Origin of the sequence: Vibrio sinaloensis (assembly GCF_000808535.1) — a bacterium.
Lineage (GTDB): Bacteria > Pseudomonadota > Gammaproteobacteria > Enterobacterales > Vibrionaceae > Vibrio > Vibrio sinaloensis_D.
Genome location: NZ_JWLV01000049.1, coordinates 60,345 through 74,850 on the forward strand (window position 1 = coordinate 60,345; position 14,506 = coordinate 74,850).

General features: G+C 47.1%; 12 protein-coding genes. 10 read left to right on the plus strand and 2 right to left on the minus strand.

The genetic code is table 11. The annotated features are described in order from the left end of the window. Positions 1-98 precede the first annotated feature (98 nt). Genes RJ47_RS20170 through tldD form a run of 8 tightly spaced genes read left to right on the plus strand, consistent with a single transcriptional unit; the run spans position 99 to position 10,779 of the window. On the plus strand, positions 99-1,142 hold the full coding sequence (locus tag RJ47_RS20170; protein ID WP_004747218.1) for a rod shape-determining protein: 1,044 nt from the start codon (positions 99-101) through the stop codon (positions 1,140-1,142). A 52-nt stretch (positions 1,143-1,194) separates the two neighbouring features. After that, positions 1,195-2,082, plus strand: coding sequence for a rod shape-determining protein MreC (mreC, locus tag RJ47_RS20175; RefSeq protein ID WP_005472635.1), 888 nt, complete (start codon positions 1,195-1,197; stop codon positions 2,080-2,082). Further along, positions 2,072-2,560: a rod shape-determining protein MreD gene (gene mreD / locus RJ47_RS20180; RefSeq protein ID WP_005472647.1), complete on the plus strand. Its 489-nt coding sequence runs from the start codon at positions 2,072-2,074 to the stop codon at positions 2,558-2,560. The genes mreC and mreD overlap by 11 nt, the downstream gene beginning before the upstream one ends. Positions 2,561-2,562: 2 nt before the next feature. Next, a complete protein-coding gene (locus RJ47_RS20185) occupies positions 2,563-3,123 on the plus strand; it encodes a Maf family protein (protein ID WP_039486506.1) in 561 nt (186 codons plus the stop codon). Positions 3,124-3,142: 19 nt separating this feature from the next. Continuing rightward, positions 3,143-4,612, plus strand: a complete 1,470-nt coding sequence (rng, locus tag RJ47_RS20190) for a ribonuclease G (RefSeq protein WP_005472701.1) — start codon at positions 3,143-3,145, stop codon at positions 4,610-4,612. 9 nt (positions 4,613-4,621) lie between these two features. After that, positions 4,622-8,494, plus strand: coding sequence for a YhdP family protein (locus RJ47_RS20195; RefSeq protein WP_039486507.1), 3,873 nt, complete (start codon positions 4,622-4,624; stop codon positions 8,492-8,494). 11 nt (positions 8,495-8,505) lie between these two features. After that, on the plus strand, positions 8,506-9,324 hold the full coding sequence (locus RJ47_RS20200; RefSeq protein ID WP_039486510.1) for a carbon-nitrogen hydrolase family protein: 819 nt from the start codon (positions 8,506-8,508) through the stop codon (positions 9,322-9,324). A gap of 9 nt (positions 9,325-9,333) precedes the next feature. Beyond that, a complete protein-coding gene (gene tldD / locus RJ47_RS20205) occupies positions 9,334-10,779 on the plus strand; it encodes a metalloprotease TldD (RefSeq protein WP_038216272.1) in 1,446 nt (481 codons plus the stop codon). Positions 10,780-10,859: 80 nt separating this feature from the next. Here the strand turns inward: tldD and arcA are convergent, their stop codons facing one another. After that, positions 10,860-12,080 (minus strand): arginine deiminase, encoded by a 1,221-nt coding sequence (gene arcA, locus RJ47_RS20210; RefSeq protein ID WP_038140402.1) that lies wholly within the window; start codon positions 12,078-12,080, stop codon positions 10,860-10,862. A 564-nt stretch (positions 12,081-12,644) separates the two neighbouring features. Here arcA and rraB point away from each other — a divergent pair. Together rraB and RJ47_RS20220 are read left to right on the plus strand one after the other, a co-directional pair. Further along, the gene (gene rraB / locus RJ47_RS20215; protein WP_005472754.1) at positions 12,645-13,055 is read left to right on the plus strand and encodes a ribonuclease E inhibitor RraB; all 411 of its coding nucleotides are present in this window, start codon (positions 12,645-12,647) and stop codon (positions 13,053-13,055) included. 122 nt (positions 13,056-13,177) lie between these two features. Continuing rightward, complete coding sequence (locus tag RJ47_RS20220; RefSeq protein ID WP_039486514.1) at positions 13,178-13,978, plus strand: glycosyl hydrolase 2 galactose-binding domain-containing protein; 801 nt, start codon at positions 13,178-13,180, stop codon at positions 13,976-13,978. A gap of 13 nt (positions 13,979-13,991) precedes the next feature. Here RJ47_RS20220 and RJ47_RS20225 read toward each other — a convergent pair whose 3' ends face one another. Further along, a complete protein-coding gene (locus RJ47_RS20225) occupies positions 13,992-14,387 on the minus strand; it encodes a DUF2061 domain-containing protein (protein ID WP_038216269.1) in 396 nt (131 codons plus the stop codon). Positions 14,388-14,506 lie beyond the last annotated feature (119 nt).

Here is a 14,506-nt window from a genome sequence, read left to right on the forward strand (position 1 = left end):
GCCCATGTTTACGCTTCAATGCCTTGCTGTAGTGGCAAGGCATTGGTACATTTAGTGCAATTTTCTATCTTATAATTCTTTCAGGACGAGCGAAGAATATGTTCAAAAAACTTCGTGGCATATTTTCAAATGACCTATCTATCGATTTAGGTACTGCCAATACTCTTATCTACGTTAAAGGACAGGGCATTGTTCTTGACGAGCCTTCAGTGGTTGCCATCCGCCAAGACCGCAACCGTGCGGGTAAAAGCGTTGCTGCGGTAGGTCATGCAGCAAAACAAATGCTGGGCCGAACGCCAGGTAACATTTCTGCTATCCGTCCAATGAAAGATGGCGTAATCGCTGATTTCTACGTGACAGAAAAAATGCTGCAGCATTTCATTAAACAGGTACACGATAACAGCGTGCTAAAACCAAGCCCACGCGTACTGGTGTGTGTGCCTTGTGGTTCGACTCAAGTTGAACGCCGAGCAATTCGTGAATCCGCACTCGGTGCGGGCGCGCGTGAAGTGTACTTGATTGATGAGCCAATGGCGGCGGCAATTGGTGCTGGCCTACGCGTATCTGAACCAACAGGTTCAATGGTTGTCGATATCGGCGGCGGTACGACAGAGGTTGCGGTAATCTCACTAAACGGTGTGGTTTACTCGTCATCAGTTCGTATCGGTGGTGACCGTTTCGATGAAGCGATCATCAACTACGTTCGTCGTAACTATGGTAGCTTGATTGGTGAAGCGACAGCCGAGAAGATCAAACATGAGATCGGTTCTGCTTATCCAGGTGATGAAGTTGAAGAAATCGAAGTGCGTGGTCGCAATCTAGCGGAAGGTGTACCTCGTAGCTTTAGCCTCAATTCAAACGAAATTCTTGAAGCACTACAAGAGCCTTTAACTGGCATTGTCTCTGCAGTGATGGTTGCACTAGAGCAATGTCCACCAGAGCTTGCGTCAGACATTTCAGAAAATGGTATGGTATTAACTGGTGGTGGTGCACTACTAAAAGATCTAGACCGTTTACTGACCGAAGAAACCGGCATCCCAGTCGTGATTGCTGAAGATCCACTTACCTGTGTCGCTCGTGGTGGTGGTAAAGCTTTAGAAATGATCGACATGCATGGTGGCGATCTATTTAGCGAAGAATAATCGTAGTACCTAGTGACAAGCTAGGGTCATAGAAATAAGGAACTCATATTCAATGAAGCCTATTTTTGGCCGAGGACCTTCACTTCAATTACGTCTGTTTTTTGCCGTTGTTTTATCAGCCAGCCTTATGCTGGCTGATAGTCGTTTAGGTGCGTTTGCTCAAGTACGCTACTTTCTTAATAGCATGGTTGCGCCGATTCAGTATTTAGCTGATGTCCCTCGTGTGATGTTTGACGGCGTTTACGAGCGATTCAATGTTCGCCAAAACTTTGTAGAAAGTAATCTCACGCTAAAACGAGAAGTATTGCGCCTCAAAAATGATCTCCTTCTTCTTGATCAATATCGAGAAGAAAATCAACGTCTCAGAAAGCTGCTGGGTTCCTCTTTTGTTCGTGACGAACGCAAAGTGGTGACCGAAGTGATGGCCGTTGATACTTCCCCTTATCGCCATCAAGTCGTGATCGATAAAGGTCAGATTGATGGTGTTTACGTTGGCCAACCAGTGGCCAATGAAAAAGGTATTGTTGGACAAGTGACCTTTGTCTCTGCCCACAACAGCCGCGTGTTACTACTGACCGACAGTTTGAGTGCGATCCCTGTACAGGTGATCCGCAATGATATCCGAGTGATCGCCTCCGGTAGTGGCAATATGGAGCGTATTAACTTGGATCACATTCCGATCAGTTTGGATATTCAAGAAGGCGATCTGCTCCTGACCTCTGGTTTGGGAGGGGTGTACCCTGAAGGTTATCCCGTTGCCCATGTGGCGAATGTTGAGCGCGACAACGCTCGTGAGTTTGCCCTGATTGAAGCGGAGCCTGTGGTTGATTTTGAACGTTTACGTTACTTGCTTCTGATTTGGCCAAGTGATTTGCGTCAGGAAAAAATTCAACAGGCTGCGCCGGAAAATATGCAAGAGGTAGTCTCGGATGGCGAATAGTATCTTTAAAGGACGCTTGGTTATTCTCTGTTCGTTCCTGATTGCGCTGACCTTGCAAACCATCCCGTGGCCAGGAACGTTAGATCTGATTCGTCCATCTTGGTTATTGCTTGTGACTTGCTACTGGGTATTGGCGTTACCTCATCGAGTAAATGTCGGTAGCGCCTTGATTCTCGGATTGCTTTGGGATCTTTTGCTTGGTTCCACGTTAGGCATTCGAGGTATGATGATGTCGGTCGTTATCTACCTAGTCGCATTGAATTTTTTGGTTATTCGAAACATGGCTCTGTGGCAGCAAGCGATCTTAATTGGTCTCTTTTCCATGCTACTCGACGTGTTAATTTTCTTTGGTGAATACTTAATTCAAGATGTCACCTTCAATCCCGTGTCTTTATGGAGCGGGTTGATTAACTGCATTTTGTGGCCGTGGATGTTCTTACTCATGCGTCGTGTTCGCCGTCATTGGCATGTGAGGTAGCGATGAACAAATCACTTATTTTGGCGTCAGGATCGCCGCGTCGCAAAGAATTGTTAGGCCAACTGGGTTACCCCTTTACCATTGTGGTGACTAACGTCGAAGAGTCACAGCAAGAGAATGAAACCGCGCAGCAATACGTTGCGCGACTTTCAAAAGACAAAGCGATGGCGGCATTAACGCTTCACCCTGATGCAGTGGTGCTGGGATCGGATACGATCGTTGTCTGCGACGAAAAAGTCTTGGAAAAGCCTCTAAACTTAGCAGATGCCAAACAGATGCTGATGATGCTGTCTGGCCGAGAGCATCAAGTGATGACCGCAGTCAGCGTCGTGAGTCAAGAACAACAAGAAACGGTCGTTGTATCGACCGACGTATGGTTCAAAATCCTGTCAGAGAACGAAATAGAACAATATTGGCAAACAGGTGAGCCGTGCGACAAAGCTGGCAGTTATGGAATTCAAGGAATTGGTGGGCGTTTTGTTACCCGTATCGAAGGCAGTTACCACGCTGTGGTAGGGCTTCCATTATTTGAAACTGACCAGCTACTGCAAAAATTTTTATAATTTACATTGAGGTGCGCTCATGAGTGCAGAGTTGCTGATCAACGTGACCCCGAGTGAGACTCGCGTGGCCATGATTGAAGGGGGAACCCTACAAGAAATCCATGTTGAACGTGAAGCCAAACGTGGCATTGTTGGAAACATTTACAAAGGTAAAGTGAGTCGGGTATTGCCCGGAATGCAAGCCGCGTTTGTCGATATTGGTCTAGAGAAAGCGGCGTTTTTGCACGCGTCCGATATTGTCCCGCACACCGAGTGCGTCGCGGAAAACGAAAAGCAGCAGTTTCAAGTCCGCGATATTTCTGAGCTTGTTCGCCAAGGGCAGGACATCGTTGTCCAAGTTGTCAAAGATCCGCTTGGCACCAAAGGCGCACGTTTAACGACCGATATTACCCTACCTTCCCGTTATTTGGTGTTTATGCCGGGAGCCAGCCACGTTGGGGTGTCACAGCGAATTGAAAGTGAAGATGAGCGTCATCGCTTAAAGAAGGTTGTGGGTCATTACTGCGATGAAAATGGCGGCTTTATCATTCGCACTGCAGCAGAAGGCGCGTTAGATAAGGAGCTCTCTCAAGATGCCGCCTTCTTAAAGCGCCTGTGGTCGAAAGTGATGGAGCGGAAAGCTAAGTATAAAAACCGCTCAACCTTATACGGAGAGCTTGGTTTATCACAACGTATCTTGCGCGATTTCGTTGGTACCGAATTAACCAAAATCTTAGTCGACTCGCGCCAAGAGTTCGAGAACCTCAAAGAGTTCACCTCCGAATACGTTCCTGAGCTGACAGAAAAGCTGGAGCTGTACGAAGGGGATAAGCCTATCTTCGATATGTACGACACCGAAAATGAGATTCAGCGTTCTCTTGATCGCAAAGTGGAGCTCAAGTCGGGAGGCTATCTGATTATCGATCAGACCGAAGCGATGACCACGGTTGATATCAACACTGGGGCTTTCGTTGGCCGTCGTAACTTAGAAGAGACCATCTTTAATACCAATGTCGAAGCCACTCAGGCGATCGCTCGCCAACTGCGTTTGCGCAACCTTGGCGGCATCATCATCATCGACTTTATTGATATGGCCTCAGATGAACACCGTAAGCGTGTACTTACTTCATTAGAAGCCGCATTAGATAAAGACCGCGTCAAAACCAATATTAACGGTTTTACTCAGCTTGGTCTCGTCGAGATGACGCGCAAGCGCACACGTGAAAGTATTGAACATATCCTTTGTTCTACGTGTCCAACTTGTGAAGGGCGTGGAAGCGTGAAGACGGTAGAGACGGTTTGCTACGAAATTCTACGTGAAATCACTCGAGTTAACCGAGCCTACGACGCAGATAAATTTGTTGTATACGCTTCCCCGGCTGTTGCGGATACTCTCCATGGCGAAGAGTCACATGCTCTTGCTGAGCTGGAAGTATTTATTGGTAAGCAAGTTAAGATTCAAGCTGAGCCTTTGTATATTCAAGAGCAGTTTGACGTCGTTATGATGTAAAGGTTGTATGTGAGCTCAGCAACAACGCGTTTAGCAAGGTTTGTATTATGGGTAGTCGTCACAGTGCTAGTGTTACTCGCTATCACGGTGACGGCTTTGCGTATTACGTTACCTCAACTTAACCATTTCCAAGAGCCGATAAAAAATTGGGTCAGCGACAGTACGGGTTTTGATCTCGAAATTGCTGAAATCAATGGTTTTTGGCGCAATACGCACCCTTCTATTTCGTTGCAAGGCGTCGAAGTGCATACCCCAAAAAGTAGCGGGATTGCCTTCAGTGCCAATCGGGTTGAAGTTGAATTAGACCTTTTCCAGTCTCTCGTTCGGCGCCAGCCTGTTGTTGCCGATCTGATCATTCATCAACTTGTCCTCGATATCACCTCAATTGAAACGGTAAAAACTGACGACGACAAAACGGTTCTAGAACCGAAAGGGTCACAAAAGAATGTGGTTGAGCAGCTCGATTCATTGCTGCTAAGGCAAATGGATGATTTTTCTCTGCTTGACTCGAGCATTCTCTTTCAAGGGGTTGATGGCTCAGAGCGTCAGCTAGAAATCGCTAAGCTGCGTTGGCAAAATAATGGCCGTCATCACCTTGCTGATGGTGAAGTGAGCTTTGCTGATAGCAGTATTAACTCTGCCAAAGTCAAAGCGAATTTCGTCGACTATGGATCGCTCAGTGATGTGAGTGGAGAGTTTTATTTATCGGCGCAAAATGTTTTGGTGACGCCTTGGTTGACCAAATACCTGAAGACAGAAACCGGGATAGAAAAAGGCCAGCTGAGTTTCAATAGCTGGCTCACGTTACGACACTCCAAACCCGTTGGCGCTTATCTAGAACTAGAAGCGTCAGAGCTGATTTGGCAAGAAGGTCAGCGCCATGATTTGATGATTGAATCGGGCGTATTTGAGCTAGAACCGACAAATGAAGGTTGGCAAGTAAATGCTCACTCACTAGAGCTTCGCACTGACGATATTCCATGGCCAGAATTGGACATGGCGTTCGATTGGCAGCCACAGCAGTGGCGATTAAACATTTCACAGTTGGATATCGCTGCGATCACGCCGTTCGTTAAGCTTGCGCCAGAATCCGTTCAAACGACCAAACTGTTAGAAACCTTGGCTATTGGTGGGCTGATTGAAGATGTGCGCATTTCAATGGGCGCAGATCTCGATAGTCTCAGATACTCGGCGGAACTGTCCAATGGCTCGATCTCTCAATGGGACCTGCTGCCAGGCTTGCATCATCTCTCAGCTTCCGTGAGCGGAAATCTTAATCAAGCGCGTGCGAAGTTAAATTTGATTGATGACACCTTACCATATGGTGACGTCTTTCAAGCGCCGCTGAATATTAAGCAGGGCGAAGTGGATATCGTTTGGCAACAAGACGATTCAGGCTGGCGTCTGTGGGCAGATAAAGTCACCGCAGCCACCCCCGATCTGCAGGTCTTGGGCGCGTTTCGACTCGACTTTCCTAGAGAGCGCAGTCCATTTCTTTCATTCTACGCTGAAGCCGATCTTTATAATGCGGGGGAGACTTGGCGTTACCTGCCGACGTTGGCGTTAGGACAAGATCTCACTGACTACCTTTCGACTGCAATCCAAGCGGGTAAAGTGGATACCGCCAAGTTGCTTTGGTATGGCGAGCTGGCGAACTTCCCCTATAAAAACAATGACGGCATGTTCCAAGCTTGGGTTGGGTTAAAAGACGCGAAGTTCAGTTTTGACACGGCTTGGCCGCCAATCACTGACTTGCAATTGGACCTCCTTTTCCAAAATGATGCGATGTATTTGGATTCAAGCAGCGCAACGCTTCAGGATGTGAAAGCGAGTCGAATTACCGGTCGCATTCCAGAGTTAGCCGAGGGCGGGCACATTGAAATTGAAGCGAGTGCTGTTGCTCAGGGCAATGCCGTTCGTGACTATATGAACACTACTCCATTGGTTGATTCAGTGGGTGCTGCGCTAACCGCGATTCAAGTTCAAGGTCCTGTCACATCGAGCTTTCAGCTCAATATCCCGTTTGACACCGACCTAGATGCACGAGCATGGGGTTACGCCGATCTTGCTGGTAATCATGTTGAAATAGACGCCCCGCCAATGAGCCTTGCAAATGTGACTGGACGTATCGAGTTTGATAATGATGTGGTCAAAGCGGCTGGCCTCTCTGCACAACTGCTCGATCAAGACATTGCCATCGACTTTAGCGGTGAAAATGTCGCTCAAGGTTATGGTGTTGATATTGATGTGGTAGGCGATTGGGACATCAAACCGATTGGCCCGTACATTGGTAGAAAATGGACTGATCCTTTACAAGGTCACGCGCCATGGCGAATGGGCGTCGACATCCAGCTCAACGACGTCGGTTTTACCTACCAAATTGACACAACGGCGGATTTACGTTGGATTGCTAGCGATTACCCATACCCACTTAACAAGCCAACTCAGCAGTCGGGTAAAGCTAGGTTGCAGGCATCGGGTAACCAAGAAAGTATTACCGCGCGCCTACAATTGCCTAACTTAAAGTATCAAGCTGAGATTGATATTCGCCCTGACACTCCGGTCTTAAGAGCGACCAACTTGGTGCTTGGTAAGGGGAGTTTTAAAATCAGTCCTGTTGCAGGTCATCATGCTCAAGTTAGGACCAATCACTTCGATCTCGATGGTTGGATTGAGTTTATGAACACGCCTGAGCCTGTCGCTCAGTCGGCAATCAGCGACATGAACACGCCTGAAATTCCAAAGCCGCAACGTATTGAGATAAATACCAAAGAGATGACCTTGGCGGGCATTGAGTGGAACGACGTCGATTTCTCTGCAAAGAAAAAGGGACTTGGCTGGTACATGAACCTTGAAAGCCAAGAGGCATCCGGTGAGGCAAGCTACTTAGCACCTTATGATCTTTCCGTCGCACTTGATCGACTGCATCTTTATATTCCGGCCTTGGACACCGAGTATAAAGACAAATCGTTGTTTCAACCTGAGGCAAAAGATCTACCATTAATCAGTGAGTTTGACCGGAGTTTCCATGAACTCTTGCCTAATATTACATTGACCATCGATGACTTTTGGTTGCAAGGGTATAAAGTGGGCAAAACCCATATGGATGTTCAGCGCCAAGGCGATTCGATCGAATGGAAAAAGCTCTCTTTTGAGAGTGGGACTAACAAAGCGGAAATGAGCGGTCGTTGGACGCTCGACGACACTCGCAGCCATACGCAGTTAAATATTCAAATATCGGGCGAGAACAACAGCGATGTGATGGAACGCTTTGGTGTCTCTTCAGGTATTCAGCGCGCACCATTCGACATCAGTTCGAACGTCGAGTGGGATGGGGCGCCATGGTCGATGAAAGTGGAATCTCTCCAAGGCGATGTGAACACGCGATTGGGCAAAGGGATGATCTCCGATGTCAGTGGGGCGGCAAGATTACTTGGATTGTTCAGCCTCGATTCGATTATTCGAAAGATGCAGCTCGATTTTACCGACGTTTTTGACAACGGTATGGCGTTTAACTCCATTACCGGCAGTGGTCAGATTAAAAATGGGGTTTTCCTAACGAATGACATCAAAATGGATGCGGTGGCGGGGGAGATGACGATTCGTGGTCTTGCCAACTTAAACAGTCAAACCGTTGATGCTGAAGTCAACTTCGTTCCAGATATCACATCAGGGATCCCAGTGCTTACCGCCTTTGCAGTAACCCCGCAAACCGCGCTGTATGTGCTGGCGATAACCACGGTTATCTCACCGGTGGTCGAGGTATTCACCCAAGTGAACTACGAAGTTAAAGGGCCGTTAGATTCGCCAGTGGTTAAAGAGCTTTCGCGTAGCAAAGGCGAGTTTGCGTTACCCGAAAAATTACGAGGATCCTTGGAATAGGAAGAGTACTCATGGAAAGAGTCGGTTTAATTCAGATGACCTCTGGGCCCGACGTCACTAGTAACTTGGAGTATATAGCCACTCAAGTTGCGGTGCTGGCTGATGCAGGAGCGTCACTCATCATCACACCTGAAAACTGTGTCGTATTTGGTGGTCGAGTGGATTATCACCACAATGCAGAAATCATGGGAGAGGGTATTGCTCAGCAGCGTTTCTCTCAACTGGCCGAGCAGCATCGCATCTGGCTGGTGATTGGAAGCATGCCGATTAAGCGTGCCCAAGGTGTGACGACAACAACACTGGTGTTTGACCCGAATGGAGAGTGCGTTGCTCACTACGACAAGCTGCACATGTTTGACGTCGACGTTGCTGATGGTCACAGCCGTTACCGTGAATCAGAAACCTTTACTCCTGGGTCACACATTGTTTCATTGCCAACACCTATCGGTCATCTAGGTCTTACAATCTGTTATGATGTCCGGTTCCCGCAGCTGTACAATGAACTGGCGCAGCGAGGTGCCAACATGATGCTGGTTCCTGCAGCGTTTACAGCGGTGACTGGGGAAGCGCATTGGGAAGCATTGCTCAGAGCGCGCGCCATAGAGAGCCAAAGCTGGATCGTGGCAGTCAATCAATGCGGTGTTCACCCATGTGGCCGAGAAACGTGGGGGCACTCCATGGTCATTTCCCCTTGGGGTGACGTGGTTGCAAGCCTTACGAATCAGCCCCAAAATCTTGTGGTGGATGTTGAACTTGCTCAAGTAGAAGAGCTAAGAACGACGATGCCAGTGCTACAGCACTCACGATTTCACAATCAATTAAAAGTATAAGAGCGAAGTATGACAATTAATCATGTAGAGGATGCGTTGCTAGGTGCAGCAGGTCTGACCGAGCAAGATGTAGCGGATACCCTTGCGAGTATAGCAACGCGTCAGATCGACTACGCAGACATCTATTTCCAGTCAAGCTGGCACGAGTCTCTGGTACTGGAAGACAGCATTATTAAAGATGGTTCTTTCAACATTGATTGTGGTGTTGGGGTTCGAGCGGTAACCGGTGAGAAAACAGGCTTCGCTTACTCCGATCAGATTCAGTTAGATGGGTTGAAGCAAAGCGCTATTGCGGCTCGTGGTATTGCCCAACAAGGTCAAAATGGTCAAGTTCAGGCGTTTAAACGCACGGATAACCAGACCGTTTACGGCGCCGTTAATCCTCTGGAAAGCTGGCAAAAAGAGCAAAAAACTAAGCTACTTAAAGAGCTGGATGCCTACATCCGAACCAAGGAACCATTGATCAAAGAAGTGTCGATCAGTTTAAGTGGCGTACATGAGCAAATGCTGGTGGCCGCGACAGACGGTACTTACGCGGGAGATGTTCGTCCACTGGTTCGTTTGTCTATTAGCGTGCTCGCTCAGCGCGGAGAACGTCGAGAGCGAGGCAGTTCTGGCGGTGGCGGTCGTTTTGGCTACGACTTCTTCTTATCCGAATCGCAAGGTAGCCAAGTTGCGTATCAGTTTGCGGATGAAGCGATTCGAATGGCGCTTGTGAATCTTGAAGCAGAAGCGGCGCCCGCCGGTGCAATGCCTGTCGTTCTTGGTTCTGGTTGGCCAGGAGTCCTTTTGCATGAAGCCGTTGGCCATGGTTTAGAAGGTGACTTCAATCGTAAAGAGTCGTCGGTATTCAGTGGTAAGGTGGGTGAAAAGGTCACCTCTGAGCTTTGTACGATTGTTGATGATGGCACGCTAAAAGATCTACGTGGCTCGCTCAACGTCGATGACGAAGGGGTTGTGGGTCAATACAATACGTTGATCGAAAATGGTGTGCTGAAAGGGTACATGCAAGACAAACTCAACGCGCGCCTGATGGGTGTTAATCCAACGGGTAATGGTCGTCGTGAGTCTTATGCTCACCTACCGATGCCACGTATGACCAACACCTACATGCTACCAGGACAGCATACTCCGGAAGAGATCATTTCAACCGTCAAGAAAGGGCTTTACGCACCGAATTTTGGTGGCGGCCAAGTGGATATCACCTCGGGTAAGTTTGTTTTCTCAGCGTCTGAAGCCTACTTAATTGAAGATGGCAAAATTACACGCCCAGTTAAAGGCGCCACATTGATCGGTTCGGGTATTGAAGCGATGCAACAAGTCTCTATGGTGGGTAATGATCTGAGCATCGATCGCGGTGTCGGCGTGTGTGGTAAAGCAGGTCAAAGTGTTCCGGTTGGTGTCGGTCAACCGACCTTGAAACTAGACTCTCTAACCGTAGGCGGTACAGAGTAAGTCGGCTATACGGCTCGCTATAAAAACAAAAAGGGTTGATGTGAATGCATCAACCCTTATTTTTTGCGTTGTGATTGACCCTAGATGCCATCGCGTTCGATTGGGCAACTCATACAACGAGCACCACCTCGGCCGCGACCAAGTTCGTTACCAGGAATGGTGAGAACTTCGATGCCCGCTTTGTCATACTTCTCGTTGGTATAAACATTACGTTCATAACCAATGACGACTCCAGGCTTGACCGTAAGAACGTTGTTCGCATCGTTCCACTGCTCTCGCTCTGCTTCGTAGCTATCACCACCTGTGGTAATGATCTTGAGGTAATCGACCTCGAGCGCTTCTTCAATTGCATGAATGTAACTTGGTACTTGCTCAACCTTCATGTCACCATCATCTTTGGCCGTTAAGCGCCAAGTGTCCAAGTCTTTTCGCATGATTTCTGGGTAGACAGAGAAAGTATCAATGTCCATGTGCGTCATCACAGTATCAAGGTGCATGCACGAGCGATGCTTGGGTAGATCAATTGCGATCACCTCTTTTGCCTGACCGTGTTTGAACAGATTGGCGGCTAAGTTTTCAACCCCTTGTGCTGTTGTACGCTCTGACATACCAATCAGCACTGACTCTTTACCGATAACCAACACGTCACCGCCTTCAATATTGGCGTTGTCATAATGGAGATCTTCATCGCCAAAGTACTTAATGAAATCTTGGCCTGCGAACACAGGGTGCCAGCGATAAATCGCGCGTAAGTGATTGGTCTCACGTTGACGAGCTGGCTTCATCATCGGGTTAAGTGATACACCGCCATACACCCAGCATGACGTGTCTCGAGTAAATAGATGATTAGGGAGTGGTTCAATGACAAAATCGAGAGGGCGATGCATTTTAGGCAGCATCGACGCAGATTTAATAGGGAGTTCAGAATAGGCTAAACCACCGAGTAGCACTGTTGCTAGGTGTTCGTTATCCATATCGGATAAGTAACTACGCAGGTCTCGGGCAAAGATAGGGCCGTAGCGTAGATCTGATATCTGCGTGTTGAGTAGCCATGTTTTGGCTTCTGAAACCGCTAAGGTCTCAACAAGTAGGTTGTGGAGAAGCAGAACTTCAACGCCTTGCTCGGTGAGGGTTTGGGCAAACTTATCGTGCTCTTCCCCCGCAGCTTCCACTGCAAGTACATCATCAAACAACAGTTCATGGCAGTTAGAGGGCGTTAAGTGAGTCAATGCTCGCTCTGGACGATTTAGCAATACACGTCGCAATTGGCCAACTTCAGAGCCTACATACAGCTTACTCATTTTGTATCCTTACACTATGTTCCAGCCAGTATTTATGACAAGGTTGTTATCAATATGCAAGCGTTCAACTTGGTCTTTAAAACTAACTTATGTGGTTTTGTTGGTTTTATATTTTGTTTATTGTGTTATTTTCTTGATTAAATTTCATTTGGATGAGTTTTGTGGCTTTGCCTTGGAGTGATTCCCTATTCGATAAAAAGAGTCTAACAATTCGTAGTTCATGGCGCATTACGGCATAGCTATTCACCTTAAGGCTAAAGCGGCGCACCAAAGTCATTTTTTATGCAATATTGCTTTGCTTCACAATATGCAGTAGAAAAAAATAAAAACGCAGAATGTTGTGGTGGGAACCTCCGAGCATCACAAAAGAAAGTTCTGAATCGTCAATTTGATAAAAAATTGTTAAATGAGTCAGGTTGTGAGCTTGATCGTTTTAGGGGCAAGGATAATCCGCGCAGAAAGATCAGGATCTCAGTGTATTCTAGGTAGTAATTTCGGTGGATCCATGCGATAGTCCGTTGCGTTAAATTACGATCATTTTTGTCACTATCTGGAGCACTATTTATGTCTCATGAAGATGAATATCTATCAGTCGAAGAATTAATTGAGATTCAAAAGGAAGAGACTCGCGACATCATCCAAGCCTTAAGAGAAGATGGCAGTGATCCAGACGCGTTGTATGAAATTGAACACCACTTATTCGCTGAAGATTTTGATACGCTAGAAAAAGCCGTGGTTGAAGCATTCAAAATGGGTTTTGAAGTGTTAGAAGCGGAAGAGACGGAAGATGAAGATGGCAACAAGCTATTGTGCTGCGATGCGACCATGGAATCTGCGCTTGATGCCGAAGCGATTGATGCTCAAGTAGAAAAACTGATTCATCTAGCGGAAAAATACGACATCATTTACGACGGTTGGGGGACTTACTACGAAGGCGAAGATGCCTTGTACCCTGAAGAAGATGACGAAGAGTAATTCGCGAAATGTGTTACAAATGCCAGCCTCAGAGGCTGGCATTTTTGTATCTTTCTTTTATTGCCTTGACTATAATCAGCTCTAATTTGATCTAGCGCAATTTTTGACTGGTACACTCTTTTATGCAGCTCTCTCTCGCCGGCCTTTGGCAAATCTCACCGCTGACCGATCTCTCTATCCCTCAAGATGATATTACCTTTCCGGCGCCGCTCAGCGATAAGCTTCCTGACTCTATGACAGAGCAACAAATCGCCGAGCAAGAGTGGCATCTAATGCATGATATTGAAGTGGATGATGCGATGCTGGCATTTCCTTCGGTAGATTTAGTTATTGGTGGCGTCGATTTTCACGCTGAAGTGCGTTTGAATGGCGTGGCCGTGTTCGATTGTGATGGCACTCAAAGTGAGTACAAAAAGGATATTCGTCCTTATATGCAAAGAGGTCGCAATCGCTTCGAGATTCTGTTTTTGGAAGAAGAGGAAGACCTTTTGTTTGACGATGAGCGAGCTGAACTGTGCTCATTGGGAGGCGAAGAAGTTGAACAACATGACTCGCGAATCGGGGTGTGGAAGACGCCGTATTTGCAGTTTATTCGTCATGTACGCTTAGAACATATCTCGACTGAACAGATTTGGCATCATGGTGGTGGCTGTGAGTTTCTCGTTGATCTCCATTACAAAACCTATTCTCCAGGTCTTGTATCGGCTTCAGTCAAATTCAATGGTATGACATTCCACTTACCCATTGATGTTCGTAGCAGTCACACCAGTGCATTGTTTCAAGTTGAAGCGCCCATTTATGCTGACACCAAGCAACCCAAGCCTGCGGACCTTTATCTATTGGAAGTGACGTTAGATGGTCAGACTCAGCGCTTCAATATTGGTCTTAGTAAAGACTTGTGTGTTACTCATTTCCCATTGTGAGATTCAGTTACCACTAGGCGTGAGCACCATGCCAACACGCAAGGTGTTGAGCGTGCTTACGTTGCCATACCTTTTCATGAAAGTAGTAGGCCACCGTATTAATGGTTGGCTCGATAGCTGCCATTACACCACCTACAAACGCATCACCTGTCAGTAAGTAGACCACGCCAAAAGCGACGCTGAAGTGCACCACTGCAAAGCTAGTGGTTTTGACTTTGGCCGAGCGAGCAAGCGCTTGCAGTGATTGACTACGGCTCCATACTCGCTCATGAAAGTAAAAGGCTACCGTGTTGACGGAAGGTTCAATCATCGCGATCAGACTACCAAGCAAGATGTCACCCGTCAGGATATAAGCAACGCTAAACGCAATGGTAAAGTGAAGTGCAGCAAAAGTGAGTGTCTTTTTCATCGGATAGTCCAATCGTGTTTGTTTCGATAAGACTATTATTGAGAATTATTCGTATTAAATAAATTGGATTGATTCTATCAGTTTGATAGGTGAAGACGATGAAAAAGGCGCTCATTGAG